The 15,038-nt window shown below is 69.9% G+C and carries 12 protein-coding genes; 9 read left to right on the top strand and 3 right to left on the bottom strand.

From position 1 onward, the window contains the following. Positions 1-25 precede the first annotated feature (25 nt). The 4 genes from ACQ66R_RS07235 (at position 26) to ACQ66R_RS07220 (ending at position 3,427) form a co-directional block, all read left to right on the top strand. Positions 26-481, top strand: a complete 456-nt coding sequence (locus tag ACQ66R_RS07235; RefSeq protein WP_430420554.1) for an SET domain-containing protein-lysine N-methyltransferase — start codon at positions 26-28, stop codon at positions 479-481. Then, positions 478-1,704: a diaminopimelate decarboxylase gene (locus ACQ66R_RS07230; RefSeq protein ID WP_430420552.1), complete on the top strand. Its 1,227-nt coding sequence runs from the start codon at positions 478-480 to the stop codon at positions 1,702-1,704. The genes ACQ66R_RS07235 and ACQ66R_RS07230 overlap by 4 nt, the downstream gene beginning before the upstream one ends. A gap of 92 nt (positions 1,705-1,796) precedes the next feature. Beyond that, on the top strand, positions 1,797-2,486 hold the full coding sequence (locus tag ACQ66R_RS07225) for a TorF family putative porin (RefSeq protein WP_430420550.1): 690 nt from the start codon (positions 1,797-1,799) through the stop codon (positions 2,484-2,486). A gap of 8 nt (positions 2,487-2,494) precedes the next feature. Next, entirely contained in the window at positions 2,495-3,427 is a 933-nt protein-coding gene (locus ACQ66R_RS07220) for a glutaminase (RefSeq protein WP_430420548.1), read from the top strand. Positions 3,428-3,584: 157 nt separating this feature from the next. Here ACQ66R_RS07220 and ACQ66R_RS07215 read toward each other — a convergent pair whose 3' ends face one another. Continuing rightward, complete coding sequence (locus tag ACQ66R_RS07215; protein WP_430420546.1) at positions 3,585-4,415, bottom strand: enoyl-CoA hydratase-related protein; 831 nt, start codon at positions 4,413-4,415, stop codon at positions 3,585-3,587. A gap of 127 nt (positions 4,416-4,542) precedes the next feature. Between ACQ66R_RS07215 and ACQ66R_RS07210 the strand changes: the two genes are divergently transcribed. The 4 genes from ACQ66R_RS07210 to ACQ66R_RS07195 all read left to right on the top strand — a co-directional run bounded on the left by ACQ66R_RS07210 (position 4,543) and on the right by ACQ66R_RS07195 (position 12,232). Beyond that, positions 4,543-5,292, top strand: coding sequence for a VOC family protein (locus ACQ66R_RS07210; RefSeq protein WP_430420544.1), 750 nt, complete (start codon positions 4,543-4,545; stop codon positions 5,290-5,292). A gap of 137 nt (positions 5,293-5,429) precedes the next feature. Then, entirely contained in the window at positions 5,430-5,822 is a 393-nt protein-coding gene (locus tag ACQ66R_RS07205) for a response regulator (protein ID WP_430420542.1), read from the top strand. Between the two features lie 297 nt (positions 5,823-6,119). Next, entirely contained in the window at positions 6,120-10,757 is a 4,638-nt protein-coding gene (gene gltB, locus ACQ66R_RS07200) for a glutamate synthase large subunit (protein WP_430420540.1), read from the top strand. Positions 10,758-10,780: 23 nt separating this feature from the next. Beyond that, positions 10,781-12,232, top strand: coding sequence for a glutamate synthase subunit beta (locus tag ACQ66R_RS07195; RefSeq protein WP_430420538.1), 1,452 nt, complete (start codon positions 10,781-10,783; stop codon positions 12,230-12,232). 16 nt (positions 12,233-12,248) lie between these two features. Here ACQ66R_RS07195 and ACQ66R_RS07190 read toward each other — a convergent pair whose 3' ends face one another. Continuing rightward, positions 12,249-12,704, bottom strand: coding sequence for a DUF3237 domain-containing protein (locus ACQ66R_RS07190; RefSeq protein ID WP_430420537.1), 456 nt, complete (start codon positions 12,702-12,704; stop codon positions 12,249-12,251). Beyond that, on the bottom strand, positions 12,701-13,975 hold the full coding sequence (locus tag ACQ66R_RS07185; protein WP_430420535.1) for a flavin-dependent oxidoreductase: 1,275 nt from the start codon (positions 13,973-13,975) through the stop codon (positions 12,701-12,703). Before ACQ66R_RS07185 ends, ACQ66R_RS07190 begins: the two co-directional genes overlap by 4 nt. Positions 13,976-14,083: 108 nt before the next feature. Here ACQ66R_RS07185 and ACQ66R_RS07180 point away from each other — a divergent pair, with 108 nt between their 5' ends. Beyond that, entirely contained in the window at positions 14,084-14,992 is a 909-nt protein-coding gene (locus ACQ66R_RS07180) for a formylglycine-generating enzyme family protein (RefSeq protein ID WP_430420533.1), read from the top strand. Positions 14,993-15,038 lie beyond the last annotated feature (46 nt).

Here is a 15,038-nt window from a genome sequence, read left to right as displayed (position 1 = left end):
GCGAATAGGGCATCCTGGTCGCGTGATGTCGACGAACCGCGAATCCCTGGCCTCGGAGGACGAGGCGCTCGAGGTGCTGGACACCTCGTCCGAGCATGGGCTGGGGGTGAAGACCCTGGTGGCGCGCCGGGCGGGCGACGTGGTGCATCACTTCACCGGCCTGATCACGCCCGAGCTGCGGCTGCACAGCCTGCAGGTGACCGAGACACTCCACATCGCCGACACCAAGTACATCGGCTACCTGTCGCACGCCTGCGACCCCAACTGCCGGCTCGACATGTCGCGGTTCGAGCTCCAGGCGCTGAAGGATGTCGAGGCGGGCGGGCTGCTGACCATCGACTATGCGGCCACCGAGGACGTGCTGTACCGCCAGTTCGCCTGCCATTGCGGCGCCTCCATCTGCCGCCGCTGGATCACCGGCCGGTCCGAGGGCGCCAACGCCGAAGGCCGCGCCTACCTGGCCACGCTGGACCCCGCGTGAGCGCGCGGGCGGCCGCGCAGGCCGGGGCCCGGTTCTGGTGGGCGCGGGACGATCTGGACTACGCGTACGGGCGGCTGATGTTCGCCGGGCGCGACGTGGCCGCGATGGCCGAGGCGGCCGAGGGGCCGCTGTTCCTGTACAGCGCCGAGCGGGTGGCGGCGAACCTGGGGCGGCTGCAGGCGGCGCTGGCGACGGTGGGCCGGCCGACGCGGGTTTACTACGCCATGAAGGCGAACCGCTTCGTTCCCCTGCTGGAGACGATGGCCGGGTGGGGCAAGTGCGGCGTCGATGTCTGCTCGCCCGACGAGGTGGATCGCGCAGTGGCGGCAGGGTTCGCGGCCCGGGACATCAGCTTCACGGGCACGGCGGTGTCGAACCGCGACCTGGACCGGCTGTTGAAGCACCCGGACCTGACCATCAACTGCGACAGCGTGGGCCAGATCCGGCGGATCGGCGAGCGGGCGCCGGGCCGGGCCATCGGGGTGCGGGTGAATCCTGAGCGCGGCACGGGCTATGGCGGCAGCGAGCGGCTGACCTACGCCGGCGCCGAGGTGACCAAGTTCGGCGTCTATCGCCAGCAGTGGCCCGAGGCGCTGGCGATGGCGCGGGCGCATGGGCTGAGCATCACCTCGCTGCATTTCCACGTGGGCTGCGGGTACCTGACCAACGAGCTGGACGCGTGGGACGCGGCCGTGGGGGCAGGCCTGGGGTTCCTGGACGACGCGCCCGAGGTGCGGACGGTGAACGTGGGCGGCGGGCTGGGCCTGCCGCACCGCGAGGGGGACCGGCCGCTGGACCTGAGCCGGTGGGCGGCGATCCTGCAGCGCCGGTTCGCGGGCCGCGACGTGACCGTGGCGGTCGAGCCCGGCGACTTTCTGGTGAAGGACGCGGGCGTCCTGGTGCTGGGCGTCGTGGACGTGGAACCCAAGCGCGACGTGACGTTCGTGGCGGTGGACGGCGGGTTCAACCTGGCGCCCGAGCCGGCCTACTACGACCTGCCGTGCGAGCCCGTGGCGTGCACGCCGCGGGACGGGCCGTGGCGGCCGGTCACCATCGCCGGCAACATCAACGAGGCGCTCGACACCTGGGCCAGGGGCAAGCCGATGCCGCCGCTGGCCGAGGGCGACCGGATCGCGCTGTTGAACGCCGGCGGCTACGGGGCCTCGATGAGCTCGAACCACTGCATGCGCGGGGCCTTCAGCGAGGTCTTGCTGGGGGGATGAGCCTTGCGGGTGGCGCGTTTCGCCGAACGCCGCCAAGGTTCCGTTAAGTGTGTTGCGTGCTGAGTGTGTCCCTCGCTTCCGAAGGATTCGGCATGAGCCTCCGCAAGACCCTCCTTTTCGCCGCCGTCGCGGCCGCCCTGTCCACCGGCCCCGCCCTGGCCCAGGACAACGACCTCTCGGTCAGCTTCAACGTCGGCGCCGCCACCGACTACGTCTTCCGCGGCGTCAGCAACACAGATGAGAACCCGCAGGTGTTCGGCGGCGTCGATGTGACCTCCGGGCTCTTCTACGGCGGGGTCTGGGTCTCGAACGTCGACTTCAACGACTCCACCGACGCGGAGTTCGACATCTACGCCGGCGTCGCGCCGACCCTGGGCGCGGTCTCGCTGGACCTGGGCGTGCTGTACTACGGCTATGTGGACGCCCCCTCGGGCGCCGACCTGGACTACGTCGAACTGCAGGCCAAGGCCTCGATCCCGCTGGGGCCGGCCACCCTGGGGACCGGGCTGTACTACGTGCCCGACAGCTACGGGCATATCGACACGTCGATGTACTACGAGGTCAACGGCGAGTTCTCGGCCACCGACAAGCTGTCGTTCAGCGCCGCGCTGGGCCGCCAGACGTTCGACGGCGCGGGCGACTACACCACCTGGAACGTCGGCATGGGCTATGCGCTGACCGACAACCTGGGCCTGGACCTTCGCTACCACGACACCGACAAGCACAGCCTGGGCAAGACCTACGACAGCCGGGTGGTTCTCAGCGCCAAGGTGACGTTCTAGCCTTCGGCATGACCGAAGCCCTGACCCTCGCCGAAGCCGTCGCCGCCGTCGGGCGCGAGATGGACGCCCATCGGGGCGAGGGTAAGGTCGCCGACTACATCCCCGCCCTGGCCCGAGTGGACGGCAACCGCTTCGGCATGGCGGTGATCACGACCGAGGGCGAGACGGCGGAGTACGGCGACGCCTGGATGCCGTTCTCGATCCAGAGCATCTCGAAGGTCTTCACCCTGACTATGGCGCTCGGCCGGATCGGCGAGGCCCTGTGGGCGCGGGTGGGGCGTGAGCCGTCGGGGTCGCGGTTCAACTCGATCGTCCAGCTCGAGGCCGAGAAGGGGGTGCCGCGGAACCCGTTCATCAACGCCGGCGCCATCGTGGTGACCGATGCGGTGCTGGCGGGGCGCACCTCGACCGAGGCGATCGCCGACATCCGCGACACGCTGCGCCGGCTGGCCGACAACGAGACCATCGACGTCGACCGCGAGGTGGCCAGTTCCGAGGCGGCGACCGGCTTCCGCAACTATGCGCTGGCCAACTTCATGCGCGGCTTCGACAACATGCACAGCCCGGTGGAGGAGGTGCTGCAGACCTATTTCCACCAGTGCTCGCTGCGGATCACCTGCCGCCAGCTGGCCCGGGCTGGCCTGTTCCTGGCCAAGGAGGGGCAGGACCCGCTGACCGGCGAGCGCATCCTGTCGCCCGAGCACGCGCGGCGCATCAACGCCATCATGATGACCTGCGGCCACTACGACGCCTCGGGCGAGTTCGCCTTCCAGGTGGGCCTACCGGGCAAAAGCGGCGTGGGCGGGGGGATTCTGACCGTGGTGCCGGACAAGGCGGCGGTGGCCGTCTGGTCGCCGGGGCTGAACGAGGTGGGCAACTCCCAGGTGGGCACGCTGGCGCTGGAGCGGCTGGCGGCGCGCATGGGGTGGTCGGTCTTCTAGCCCCCATTCTTGAACGTCATCCCCGGGCCTGTCCCGGGGATCCAGACACGCTGCCGCTGCCAGGTGCGCGCGGCCATGCCGTGGCCCTCGCTTCATCGCCTCGTTTCTGGGTGGCCGGGACAAGCCCGGCCATGACGTTCAGAAGGGAGGGGAAAAGCTACCGTCCCAGGAACACCGGATCGCGCTTTTCCACGAAGGCCTTGGCGGCTTCCTGGTGGTCGTGGGTCTGGCTGCAGTGGACCTGGTGGGTGGTCTCGATGTCGAGGTACTCGTCCACGTCGGCGCCCATGAGCGCGCGGTTCAGGTTTTCCTTCATGTAGCGGAAGGCGACCGAAGGGCCCGAGGCGAGCTTCTGGGCGATCTCCTTGGTCTTGGCTTCGAGCTCTTCGGGCTCGACGACCCAGTTCACGAGGCCCAGCGCCAGGGCCTCGTCGGCGCTCACGCGGTCGGAGAAGTAGAAGAGCTCGCGGGCCTTGGCGGCGCCGACCATCTTGGACAGGAAGAAGCCCGCCCCGTAGTCGCCCGGGAAGCCCACCTTGGCGAAGGCGGTCGTCAGCACGGCCGAGCGGGCCATGATCCGCAGGTCGCAGGCCAGCGCGATGCCGAGACCCGCGCCGGCCGCGGCGCCGGGCAGGGCGGCGATGGTGGGCTTGGCCATCTTGAACAGCTTGCCCGAGGTGGCCCGCTGGCTGACCCGTTGGCCCTGCAGGCGGTCGTCCAGGCTCTGAGGCTCGCCGCCAGAGTTGCGGGTGGCCATGCCTTTCACGTCGCCGCCGGCGCAGAAGCCCTTGCCCGAGCCCGTGACCACGATGCAGCGCACCGACGGCTCGAGTTCGGCCCAGGCCAGCTGCTGCGACAGCGCGCTCAGCATCTCGCCGGACAGCGCGTTGCGCGCCTCGGGCCGATTGAGCGTGAGCGTCAGCACGCCGCCCTCCTGGCGGGCGAGCAGGTCGGTGGTCCCGGTGTCGATGTCGGCCATGGTCTTCATCTCCCTTCCTCTTGGCCGGGACGATAGGCCCCTCGCCGCAAGGGCGGAAGGCGCCGCCCGGTAAGGCTCGACGCCAAGGCAGGCGGCTCGGTAGTCTGGCCGCTACGACAAAGGTGGGAGGAAGACCATGCGCATCCGTCAGATCGCCCTGGTGGGCGAGGATCTCGCCGCGGCCAAGGCCGACATCGTCGACGTGCTGGGCCTGGGCGGCGACTACGCCGACCCCGGCGTGCGGAAGTACGGCCTGCACAACGCCGTCTGGCCGATCGGCGACACCTTCCTGGAGGTCGTCTCGCCCACACAGGCCGGGACGACGGCGGGGCGGCTGCTGGAGAAGCGCGGCGGCGACGGCGGCTACATGGTCATCCTGCAGGTGGACGACATCAAGGCGTCGCGCGAGCTGGCGACGGCCAAGGGCGTGCGCTTCGCCGACCTGTTCGACGGCGATGGCGTCCATTTCACCCACCTGCACCCGAAGGACGTGGGCGGGGCGATCCTGTCGCTGGACGAGATGGTCCCCTACGACCGCTGGGAGTGGGGCGGTCCGAACTGGACGGACAATGTGAAGACCGACGTGTCGACGAAGATCGTCGCCGCCGAGGTGCAGGCCGACGATCCCGACGCGATGTCGAAGCGTTGGGCCGAGGTGCTGGGCCGCGAGCGGACCGGCGGCGGCGACGTCTGGTCGATCCCGCTGAAGGACGGCGAGATCCGGTTCACCCGCGCGACCGACGGACGGGGCGAGGGCGTGGCCGCCTTCGACGTCGCGGTGCGCGATCCTGACGCCGTGCGGGCCCGGGCCAAGGCGCGCGGTCGCCTGGGCGCCGACGGCGAGGTCGTGCTGTGCGGCGCGCGCATCGGTCTCACGCGGGCCTGAAGGCCGCGGACCCGCATCAGGCTAAGCGCGGCAACATGTCCGGATCGAAACCTTGCGCCGCCCAGGCGATGTTAACCTCGACCGTGGAGGCGTAGGCTGTCGGGTGTCGGGCGTCCGACATATCTGGAGCTCCCCGCATGCGGGTTTTGTTCGTCGAGGATAACGAGGTCAACCGCCGCGTCGTGAGAGAGATGCTGACCGCAGGCGGCATGGAGATGACCGAGGCCGAGGACGGCCCGGCGGGCCTCGCGATGATCGAGGCCAACGACTACGACCTGGTGCTCATGGATCTGCGTATGCCGGGAATGGACGGCATGACCGCCATCCGCCACATCCGCGCGCGTGGCGACGACAAGGCCAACGTTCCGGTGATCGTGGTGACGGCCGACTCGGGCGCGACGATCGACGCCGACTGCCGGGAGGCCGGGGCCGACGAGGTGATCTGGAAGCCGGTCTCGATGACCAGTCTTTACGGCACGATCGACCAGTTGATGGCGCGCCGTGGCGGCGACGGGGTGCTGGTGGCCTAGGTCCGACGCGCCGTCGCCGCTGTCGTTTCAAGCCGAGAGCGGACAAGACCGACGGCTGGCGTGCCGCTCGCGACGGAACGCCGCGCCTCCCGGCGACAGCTCGATCCTCTCGTTCGGGCGCGCCTCATGGATCACCGCCTTCTGATCCGGGGATTAGAAAAGTTTACCCCTGGGCAGCAGGCCCACCTATCGACAAGGCACGATCTTGCCGCTTAAAGGCGCGGTGAGGTGCGCGCGCGACCCTTCGTTCGAGACGTGGGGCCGTGCTTGCGCGTGGTTGATTGGAAGACGACGACGATGGCTCTGCCTGAACGGCAAGGACTCTACGATCCCCGGAACGAGCGCGACGCGTGCGGCGTGGGCTTTGTGGCCAATATCAAAGGACGCAAATCGCATGAGGTGATCCAGGCCGGCCTGCAGATTCTGGTCAACATCGACCATCGCGGCGCCGTGGGCGCCGACCCGCTGGTGGGCGACGGCGCCGGGATTCTGATTCAGATTCCGGACGGGCTCTATCGCGAGTGGGCCAAGGAAGAGGGCGTCGAGCTGCCGCCGCTGGGCGAGTACGCGGTGGCGATGTGCTTCCTGCCGCAGGACGCCCTGGCCCGCGCCGCGGCGCTGGAGCAGTTCGAGCACTTCCTGAAGGTGGAAAAGCAGCCGCTGCTGGGCTGGCGCGACGTGCCGGTCGACACCACCGGGCTGGGCGAGGCGGTGCTGGCGTCGATGCCGGTGATCCGCCAGGCGTTCGTCGGCCGCGGCCCGAACGTGAGGGATCAGGACGCCCACGAGCGGAAGATTCTGGCCGTGCGCAAGCAGTTCCAGAACCCGCTGGCCGACGTGGCCGCCAAGCGGGGCCTGCCCGACCTGGTCAACGTATATCTGCCGTCGTTCTCGACGCGGACGGTGGTCTACAAGGGCCTGCTGCTCGCAGGCCAGGTGGGCAGCTTCTACAAGGACCTGCGGGACGAGCGCTGCGAGAGCGCCCTGGCCCTGGTTCACCAGCGGTTCTCCACCAACACCTTCCCGTCCTGGAAGCTGGCGCACCCCTACCGGTTCATCGCCCACAACGGCGAGATCAACACCGTGCGCGGCAACGTGAACTGGATGAATGCGCGCCGGCGCACCCTGGAGAGCGATCTCCTGGGGCCCGACCTCAACAAGATGTGGCCGCTGATCCCGCACGGTCAGTCGGACACCGCGTGCCTGGACAACGCGCTCGAACTGCTGGTCGCCGGGGGCATTCCGCTGGCTCAGGCGGTGATGATGCTGATCCCGGAGGCCTGGGCCGGCAATCCGCTGATGGATGCCAAGCGCAAGGCCTTCTACGAATATCACGCCGCCCTGATGGAGCCGTGGGATGGCCCGGCCGCCGTGGCCTTCACCGACGGCCGCCAGATCGGCGCGACGCTGGACCGCAACGGCCTGCGTCCGGCCCGCTTCGTCATCACCGACCAGGACCATGTGATCATGGCGTCCGAGGCCGGCGTGCTGGACGTTCCCGAGGAGCGCATCCTCAGGAAATGGCGCCTCCAGCCCGGCAAGATGCTGCTCATCGACATGGAAGAAGGGCGCATCATCGAGGACGAGGAGATCAAGAAGACCCTCGCCGCAGCCGAGCCCTATGAGGAGTGGCTGGCGGAGACACAGTTCAAGCTGGAAGAGCTGAAGCTGGAGGGCGTCGCCGCCGAGGCCCAGCCCAACGACACCGGCACCCTGCTCGATCGCCAGCAGGCGTTCGGCTACACGCAGGAAGACCTGCAGTTCTTCCTGGAGCCGATGGGCCGCGACGGGGACGACCCGATCGGCTCGATGGGCCACGACACGCCGATCGCCGTGCTCTCGGGCCGCGCCAAGCTGCTCTACGAGTACTTCAAGCAGAACTTCGCCCAGGTGACCAACCCGCCCATCGACCCGATCCGGGAAGAGCTGGTGATGAGCCTGGTCTCGATGATCGGGCCCAGGCCCAACCTGCTGGGCCGCCAGGCCGGCACCCATAAGCGGCTGGAAGTGGCGCAGCCGATCCTGACCGACGAGGACCTGGCCAAGATCCGGGCGGTCAGCGAACTGCTGGATGGTGCGTTCCGCACCGCGACGATCGACATCACCTGGCCGGCGGAAGAGGGCGCGGCGGGGCTCGAGGCCGCGCTGGACCGCGTGTGCCGCGAGGCCACCGACAACGTGCTGGCCGACATGAACATCCTGATCCTGTCGGATCGGGAGGTGTCGGCGGGACGGATCCCGATCCCGGCGGCGCTGGCCACGGCGGCGGTGCACCACCACCTGATCCGCCAGGGCCTGCGCATGCAGACCGGCCTGGTCATCGAGACCGGCGAGGCGCGCGAGGTGCACCACTTCTGTGTGCTGGCGGGCTATGGCGCCGAGGCGGTGAACCCGTACCTCGCGTTCCAGACGCTGGAGCAGCTGCGGGTCAAGAACGGCCTGACGCTGTCGGCCTACGACGTGCGCAAGAACTACATCAAGGCCGTCGGCAAGGGCATCATGAAGGTGATGTCCAAGATGGGCATCTCGACCTACCAGTCGTACTGCGGCGCCCAGATCTTCGACGCCGTGGGCCTGTCGTCGGCGCTGATCGACAAGTACTTCACGGGCACCGCCACGACGATCGAGGGCGTGGGCCTGGCCGAGGTGGCCGAGGAGACGGTGCGCCGTCACCGCGACGCGTTCGGCGACAATCCCATCTACAAGACCATGCTGGACGTCGGCGGCCAGTACGCCTGGCGCCTGCGCGGCGAGGCTCACGCCTGGACCCCGGAATCGATCTCGGGCCTGCAGCACGCCGTGCGGGGCAACATCCCGGCCGAGTACGAGAAGTTCGCCAAGGCCATCAACGACGAGTCCGAGCGCGTGCTCGCGCTGCGCGGCCTCATGCGCTTCAAGCCCGCCGAGACGCCGATCCCGCTGGACGAGGTGGAGCCGGCGTCCGAGATCGTGAAGCGCTTCTCGACCGGCGCCATGAGCTTCGGCTCCATCAGCCGCGAGGCCCATACCACCCTGGCCATCGCCATGAACCGCATCGGCGGGCGGTCGAACACGGGTGAGGGGGGCGAAGAGCCCGACCGCTTCGTGAAGCTGCCCAACGGCGATTCCATGCGCTCGGCCATCAAGCAGGTGGCGTCGGGCCGGTTCGGGGTGACCGCCGAGTACCTGGTCAACGCCGACGACATCCAGATCAAGATGGCCCAGGGCGCCAAGCCCGGCGAGGGCGGCCAGCTGCCCGGGCACAAGGTGGACAAGAACATCGCCAAGGTCCGGCACTCGACGCCGGGCGTGGGCCTGATCAGCCCGCCGCCGCACCACGACATCTACTCGATCGAGGATCTGGCCCAGCTGATCCACGACCTGAAGAACGTCAACTCGAAGGCCCGCATCTCGGTGAAGCTGGTCTCGGAAGTGGGCGTGGGCACCGTGGCCGCGGGCGTCGCCAAGGCGCGCGCCGACCATGTGACCATCTCGGGCTTCGAGGGCGGCACGGGCGCCTCGCCGCTCACCTCGCTGACGCATGCGGGTTCGCCCTGGGAGATCGGCCTGGCCGAGACCCAGCAGACGCTGCTGCTGAACGGCCTGCGCACGCGCATCGCGGTGCAGGTGGACGGCGGCCTGCGCACCGGCCGCGACGTCGCCATCGGCGCGCTGCTGGGCGCCGACGAGTTCGGCTTCGCCACCGCGCCGCTGATCGCGGCCGGCTGCATCATGATGCGCAAGTGCCACCTCAACACCTGCCCGGTGGGCGTGGCCACTCAGGACCCTGTGCTGCGCGCGCGCTTCACCGGCCAGCCCGAGCACGTGATCAACTACTTCTTCTTCGTGGCCGAAGAGCTGCGGGCGATCATGGCGCAGATGGGCTTCCGCACGCTCAACGAGATGGTCGGCCGCGTCGACCGCCTCGACATGGCCCGTGCGGTCGACCACTGGAAGGCCCACGGCGTCGACCTGTCGCGCCTGCTGTACGCCAAGCCGGCCGAGGGCCAGGCCTGTCTCTGGAACAAGGACCGTCAGGACCACGGCCTGGAAAAGGCTCTGGACCACCAGTTCATCGCCGACGCCAAGGCGGCGCTTGAAAAGGGGGAACCCGTCCGGGCGGAGTACACGATCCGCAACGTCAACCGCACCGCCGGCGCCATGCTGTCGGGCGAAGTCGCCAAGCGCTACGGCCACGCCGGCCTGCCCGAGGACACCATCGCGCTCACCCTGCGCGGGACGGCCGGCCAGAGCTTCGGCGCCTTCCTGGCCCGCGGCGTCAGCCTGACCCTGATCGGCGACGGCAACGACTATGTGGGCAAGGGGTTGTCGGGCGGCCGTGTCGTGGTGCGCCAGCCGGCCGAGAGCCGTCGCGATCCCACCCGCAACATCATCGTCGGCAACACGGTGCTGTACGGCGCCATCGCCGGCGAGGCCTACTTCGAGGGCGTGGCGGGCGAACGCTTTGCCGTGCGCAACTCGGGCGCGGTGGCGGTGGTCGAGGGCGTGGGCGACCACGGCTGCGAGTACATGACCGGCGGCGTCGTGGTGGTGCTGGGCGACACCGGCCGCAACTTCGCGGCGGGCATGAGCGGCGGCGTGGCCTACGTCTACGATCCGCGCAAGCGCTTCGAGGCCCTGTGCAACAAGGCCATGGTCGACCTCGACCCCGTCGAGATCAACGCGCTGGGCGACGAGGCGCTGAGGCCCAGCCAGCGCTCGGTGTCGGTGGAGAACGCCGGCATGGGCGACCTGCTGGGCCACGACGTCGAGCGGCTGCGCATCCTGATCGAGCGGCACCACCTGCACACCGGCAGCGCCCGCGCCGCCGAGATCCTGGAGAACTGGGACGCCGTGCTGCCGTCGTTCGTGAAGGTGATGCCGCGCGACTACCGCCGTGCGCTGACCGATATGGCGGCCGAGCGCCGCGCCGCGGCCGCCGTCGCGGCCGAATAGCTTCAGACTGCTGGGGACCAAAGATGGGTAAGCCGACCGGCTTTCTGGAGATCGAGCGCCACGACCGGGGCTATGCCCCCGTGGCCGAGCGACTGAAGCACTGGAACGAGTTCGTCGTGCCGCTGCCGAAGCCCGAGCTGCAGGCTCAGGCCTCGCGGTGCATGAGCTGTGGGATTCCGTTCTGTCACCAGGGCTGCCCGGTGAACAACCAGATCCCCGACTTCAACGAGCTGGTCTATCGCGACCAGTGGCGCGAGGCGCTGGACAACCTGCTGTCCACCAACAACTTCCCGGAATTCACCGGGCGGATCTGCCCCGCGCCCTGCGAGGCCAGCTGCACGCTGAACATCCCGGACACTCCGGTCACCATCAAGTCGATCGAGTGCCAGATCATCGACCGGGGCTGGGAAGAGGGCTGGATCAAGCCTGAGCCGTCCGAGCGCGGCACCGGCAAGCGCGTCGCGATCGTGGGGTCCGGCCCGGCGGGTCTCGCCTGCGCCCAGCAGCTGGCCCGCGCCGGCCACGCCACGACGGTGTTCGAGAAGAGCGACCGGGTCGGCGGCCTGCTGCGCTACGGCATCCCCGACTTCAAGATGGAGAAGCACCTCATCGACCGGCGCGTCCGGCAGATGGAGGCCGAGGGCGTGATCTTCCGCACCGGCTTCGAGGTGGGGTCGATGGTCAGCGTCCAGCGCCTGCTGGACGACTACGACGTGCTGGTGATGGCCAATGGCGCCGAGGATCCGCGCGACCTGGAAGTGCCCGGCCGCGAGCTCAAGGGCGTGCACTACGCCATGGAGTTCCTGACCCAGCAGAACAAGCGCAACGCCGGCGACGACGAGGCCACGGCCGCGCCGACCGGCACGATCAACGCCAAGGGCAAGCACGTGGTCGTCATCGGCGGCGGCGACACCGGCAGCGACTGCATCGGAACGTCGAACCGCCAGGGCGCCGCCTCGGTGACCCAGCTGGAAATCATGCCCCAGCCGCCGGCGCACGAGAACAAGGCGCTCACCTGGCCCGACTGGCCGCTGAAGCTGCGCACCTCGTCCTCGCACCAGGAAGGCGTCGAACGAGACTTCGCGGTGGTGACCAGGCGCGCCATCGGCAAGGACGGCCAGGTGACCGCGCTGGAGTGCGCCCGCGTCGAGTGGGCCGCCGGCGACGACGGCCGCCTGCAGATGCGCGAGGTCGAAGGCTCGACCTTCGAGCTGAAGGCCGACCTGGTGTTCCTGGCGATGGGCTTCGTGGGTCCGATGAAGGCCGGTGTGGTCGAGCAGAGCGGCGTGGCGCTGGATCCGCGCGGCAACGTGAAGGCCACGGTGGTCAACTACCAGACCTCGCAGCCCAGCATCTTCGCCTGCGGCGACGCCCGCAGGGGCCAGTCGCTGGTCGTCTGGGCCATCCGCGAAGGCCGCCAGTGCGCCCGGGCGGTGGACGAGTTCCTGATGGGCACGTCGAAGCTGCCGCGGTAGGCGCGGCTTCGCGGCGTCAGACGACCGCGAACACCTCGAGCCTGACGCCGCCCGGCTTGCGCATCCCACGGGCCACGGCGAGGCGGAAGTTGAGGTGGGCGAGGGCGGGGGCGCCCGTCGTGAAGCGCATGGCGGTGCGGAAGTAGTATTCCGACGGGTCGACGTCCTCGCCAGCGTTGAGCCGGGCCATGACCTCGGGCGCGGCCTGGCGCACGCCGGCCGAATGCACCTCGACCACCTCGCCGGTCGCCGTCCGGAAGGCGTAGCGGGCGTCGATCTGCAGGTTTCCGTCATCGTGGACGATCTGCCAGTCGGCGCCGCCCGGCATGATCTCGCCCGCGACCTCGCCCGTCACCCGGCCGCCGGTTATCGGGATGACGCGCCGGGCGCCCGCGCCCGTGTGGCCCAGGTCGACGGGGCGCGAGACATCGGCCTCGATCACCAGGAACGGGGTGTCGGCGGTGACGCTCATCGGGGCTCCGGGCGGGGCGGGGTGAGGGACGGGCGGCGGCTCAGGGCCTCGGGATCGAAGCCCGCTAGCCGCTTGTAGTTGGCCGCGACCTCTTCCAGCTCGGCGGGGCTCAGCACGTCGTGGATTTGGGCGAAGCCGTCGGGCGCCCGGGTCTCGGTCAGCTGCATCACCTGCTCGGGCCCGTTCCCACGGTTGGCCAGGACCAGCGCGCTGGTGGACGGCCGCCGCGCCGCCTCGTAGCGCGCGAGCGCCGCGTCGGCGTCGGGGGCGACAGCCAGTTCGAACGCCAGGGTGCGCGCATCCAGGATGGCCTGTGACGCGCCGTTCGAGCCGATCGGGTACATGGGGTGGGCCGCGTCGCCCAGCAGGGTCACCCGGCCGAAGGTCCAGCGCGCGATCGGGTCGCGGTCGACCAGCGGGTACTCGTAGATCGCGTCGGCGCCGCGGATCACCGCCGGCACGTCCAGCCACGGGAAGCGCCAGGTCTCGAAGCGGGGGAGGAAATCCTCGACGCGTCCCGGCCGGTTCCAGTCTTCGCGCCGCCACGTCGCCTCGTCGGGGAAGCGGAGCTCGGCGATCCAGTTGATCAGGGCCTCGCCGTTGGCGTCGGCGGCCGGGTCGATCGGGTAGCAGACGAACTTCACGTCCTGGTGGCCGGCCATGACCATGGTGCGGCCGTCGAGGTAGGGCGCCGTCCGCGTCGTGGCCCGCCAGAGCACGCGACGGTTCCAGATCGGCGGGCCTTCGTCGGGATAGAACTGCGCCCGGATCGCCGAGTGGATGCCGTCGCAGGCCACGACCACGTCGCCGCGCTGGCTGGGCAAGGGCTCGCCGGTGGTGCGGCTGCGGAAGTTGACCGTGGCGCCCGTGGCGTCGCTCTCGACAGCGACAGCCTCGTGATCGGCGAGGATGGCGGCGGCGCCCAACCGCTCACGGGCCGCGTCCAGCAGCAGGCCCTGCAGCACGCCGCGGTGGATCGAGTATTGCGGCCAGGCGTAGCCGGCGGCGCGGCCGCGCGGCTCGCGCCAGATCTCCTGGCCGAACTTGTTGGCGTATATCAGCGCGCCGGTGGGGATGGCGTTCGCCGCGAGCGCCGCGTCCAGGCCCAGTTCGGTGAGTTCGCGCACGGCGTGGGGCAACAGGTTGATGCCGACGCCGAGGGGGCGGATCTGGGGCGTGGCCTCGCAGACCACGGCCTCGATGCCGGCCGCGTGCAGGCTGAGCGCCAGCGACAGGCCGCCGATCCCTGCGCCGACCACTACGACCCGCATGCCGCCTCCCGCGAAGTTCGGATATGGGCTTGCCGCGCCGGCCGCGCGAAGTCCAGCGCAGCGGCGAAGTCGTGTATGTCAGCGGACGAACAGCGGGGGAGGACCGGGATGGCGGACGAGGCGGGCATGCTGCGGATGCCGGGCGGCGTCTTCCGGATGGGCTCGGATCACCACTACGCCGAGGAGGGCCCGTCGCGGCTGGTGCAGGTGGACCCGTTCTGGATCGACGAGACGCCGGTGACCAACGCCGCCTTCGCCCGCTTCGTGGCCGAGACCGGGCATGTGACGACGGCCGAGATCGCGCCGCGGGCCGAGGACTATCCCGACGCCGATCCCGCCATGCTGAAGGCGGGCTCGGCGGTGTTCACGATGACCCGCGGGCCCGTGCCGCTGAACGAGCCGGGCCGCTGGTGGGACTATTGCTTCGGGGCCAGCTGGCGCAGGCCGTGGGGCGACGCCACGACCCACGAAGACCTGCCCGACCATCCCGTGACGCACGTGACCTGGGACGACGCGGCCGCCTACGCCGCCTGGGCCGGCAAGCGGCTCCCCACCGAGGCCGAGTGGGAGTTCGCCGCCTGGGGCGGGCGCGAGGGCGCCGAGTTCGCCTGGGGCGACGAGCTGGCGCCGGGCGGCCGGCCGCAGGCCAACTACTGGCAGGGCCGCTTCCCGTTCGAGAACCTGGAGACCGACGGCTGGCTGCGCACCTCGCCGGTCCGCGCGTTCCCGCCGAACGGCTATGGCCTCTACGACATGATCGGCAACGTCTGGGAGCTGACGGCCGACTGGTACGCCTCGCGCACGGCGCCGCAGATCCCCTGCTGCACGACAGTCAATCCGCGCGGACCTGCGCACAGCGAGGATGTGCTGCGCCAGGGGCCGCGCCGGGTGATGAAGGGCGGCTCGCACCTCTGCGCCGAGAGCTACTGCCGCCGCTACCGGCCGGCCGCGCGGCATCCCCAGGTGACCGACACCTCGACCTCGCACACGGGCTTCCGCTGCGCGAAGGACGTCTGAGGCGGGGGCTCACCCCACGTGAAACTTGCCGGTCTGCGACGCTGTG

Source organism: Phenylobacterium sp. (genome assembly GCF_965284355.1).
Lineage (GTDB): Bacteria > Pseudomonadota > Alphaproteobacteria > Caulobacterales > Caulobacteraceae > Phenylobacterium.
This window is presented reverse-complemented; position numbering and strand designations above follow the sequence as displayed.

What these genes read in the sequence shown, in the direction of transcription:
- ACQ66R_RS07215 (WP_430420546.1), bottom strand. Translation starts at nt 4,415, where the DNA reads ATGAAGACCATGGCCGACATCGACACCGGGACCACCGACCTGCTCGCC.
- ACQ66R_RS07190 (WP_430420537.1), bottom strand. Translation starts at nt 12,704, where the DNA reads ATGAGCGTCACCGCCGACACCCCGTTCCTGGTGATCGAGGCCGATGTC.
- ACQ66R_RS07210 (WP_430420544.1), top strand. Translation starts at nt 4,543, where the DNA reads ATGCGCATCCGTCAGATCGCCCTGGTGGGCGAGGATCTCGCCGCGGCC.
- gltB (WP_430420540.1), top strand. Translation starts at nt 6,120, where the DNA reads ATGGCTCTGCCTGAACGGCAAGGACTCTACGATCCCCGGAACGAGCGC.
- ACQ66R_RS07225 (WP_430420550.1), top strand. Translation starts at nt 1,797, where the DNA reads ATGAGCCTCCGCAAGACCCTCCTTTTCGCCGCCGTCGCGGCCGCCCTG.
- ACQ66R_RS07195 (WP_430420538.1), top strand. Translation starts at nt 10,781, where the DNA reads ATGGGTAAGCCGACCGGCTTTCTGGAGATCGAGCGCCACGACCGGGGC.
- ACQ66R_RS07235 (WP_430420554.1), top strand. Translation starts at nt 26, where the DNA reads ATGTCGACGAACCGCGAATCCCTGGCCTCGGAGGACGAGGCGCTCGAG.
- ACQ66R_RS07205 (WP_430420542.1), top strand. Translation starts at nt 5,430, where the DNA reads ATGCGGGTTTTGTTCGTCGAGGATAACGAGGTCAACCGCCGCGTCGTG.
- ACQ66R_RS07180 (WP_430420533.1), top strand. Translation starts at nt 14,084, where the DNA reads ATGGCGGACGAGGCGGGCATGCTGCGGATGCCGGGCGGCGTCTTCCGG.
- ACQ66R_RS07220 (WP_430420548.1), top strand. Translation starts at nt 2,495, where the DNA reads ATGACCGAAGCCCTGACCCTCGCCGAAGCCGTCGCCGCCGTCGGGCGC.
- ACQ66R_RS07185 (WP_430420535.1), bottom strand. Translation starts at nt 13,975, where the DNA reads ATGCGGGTCGTAGTGGTCGGCGCAGGGATCGGCGGCCTGTCGCTGGCG.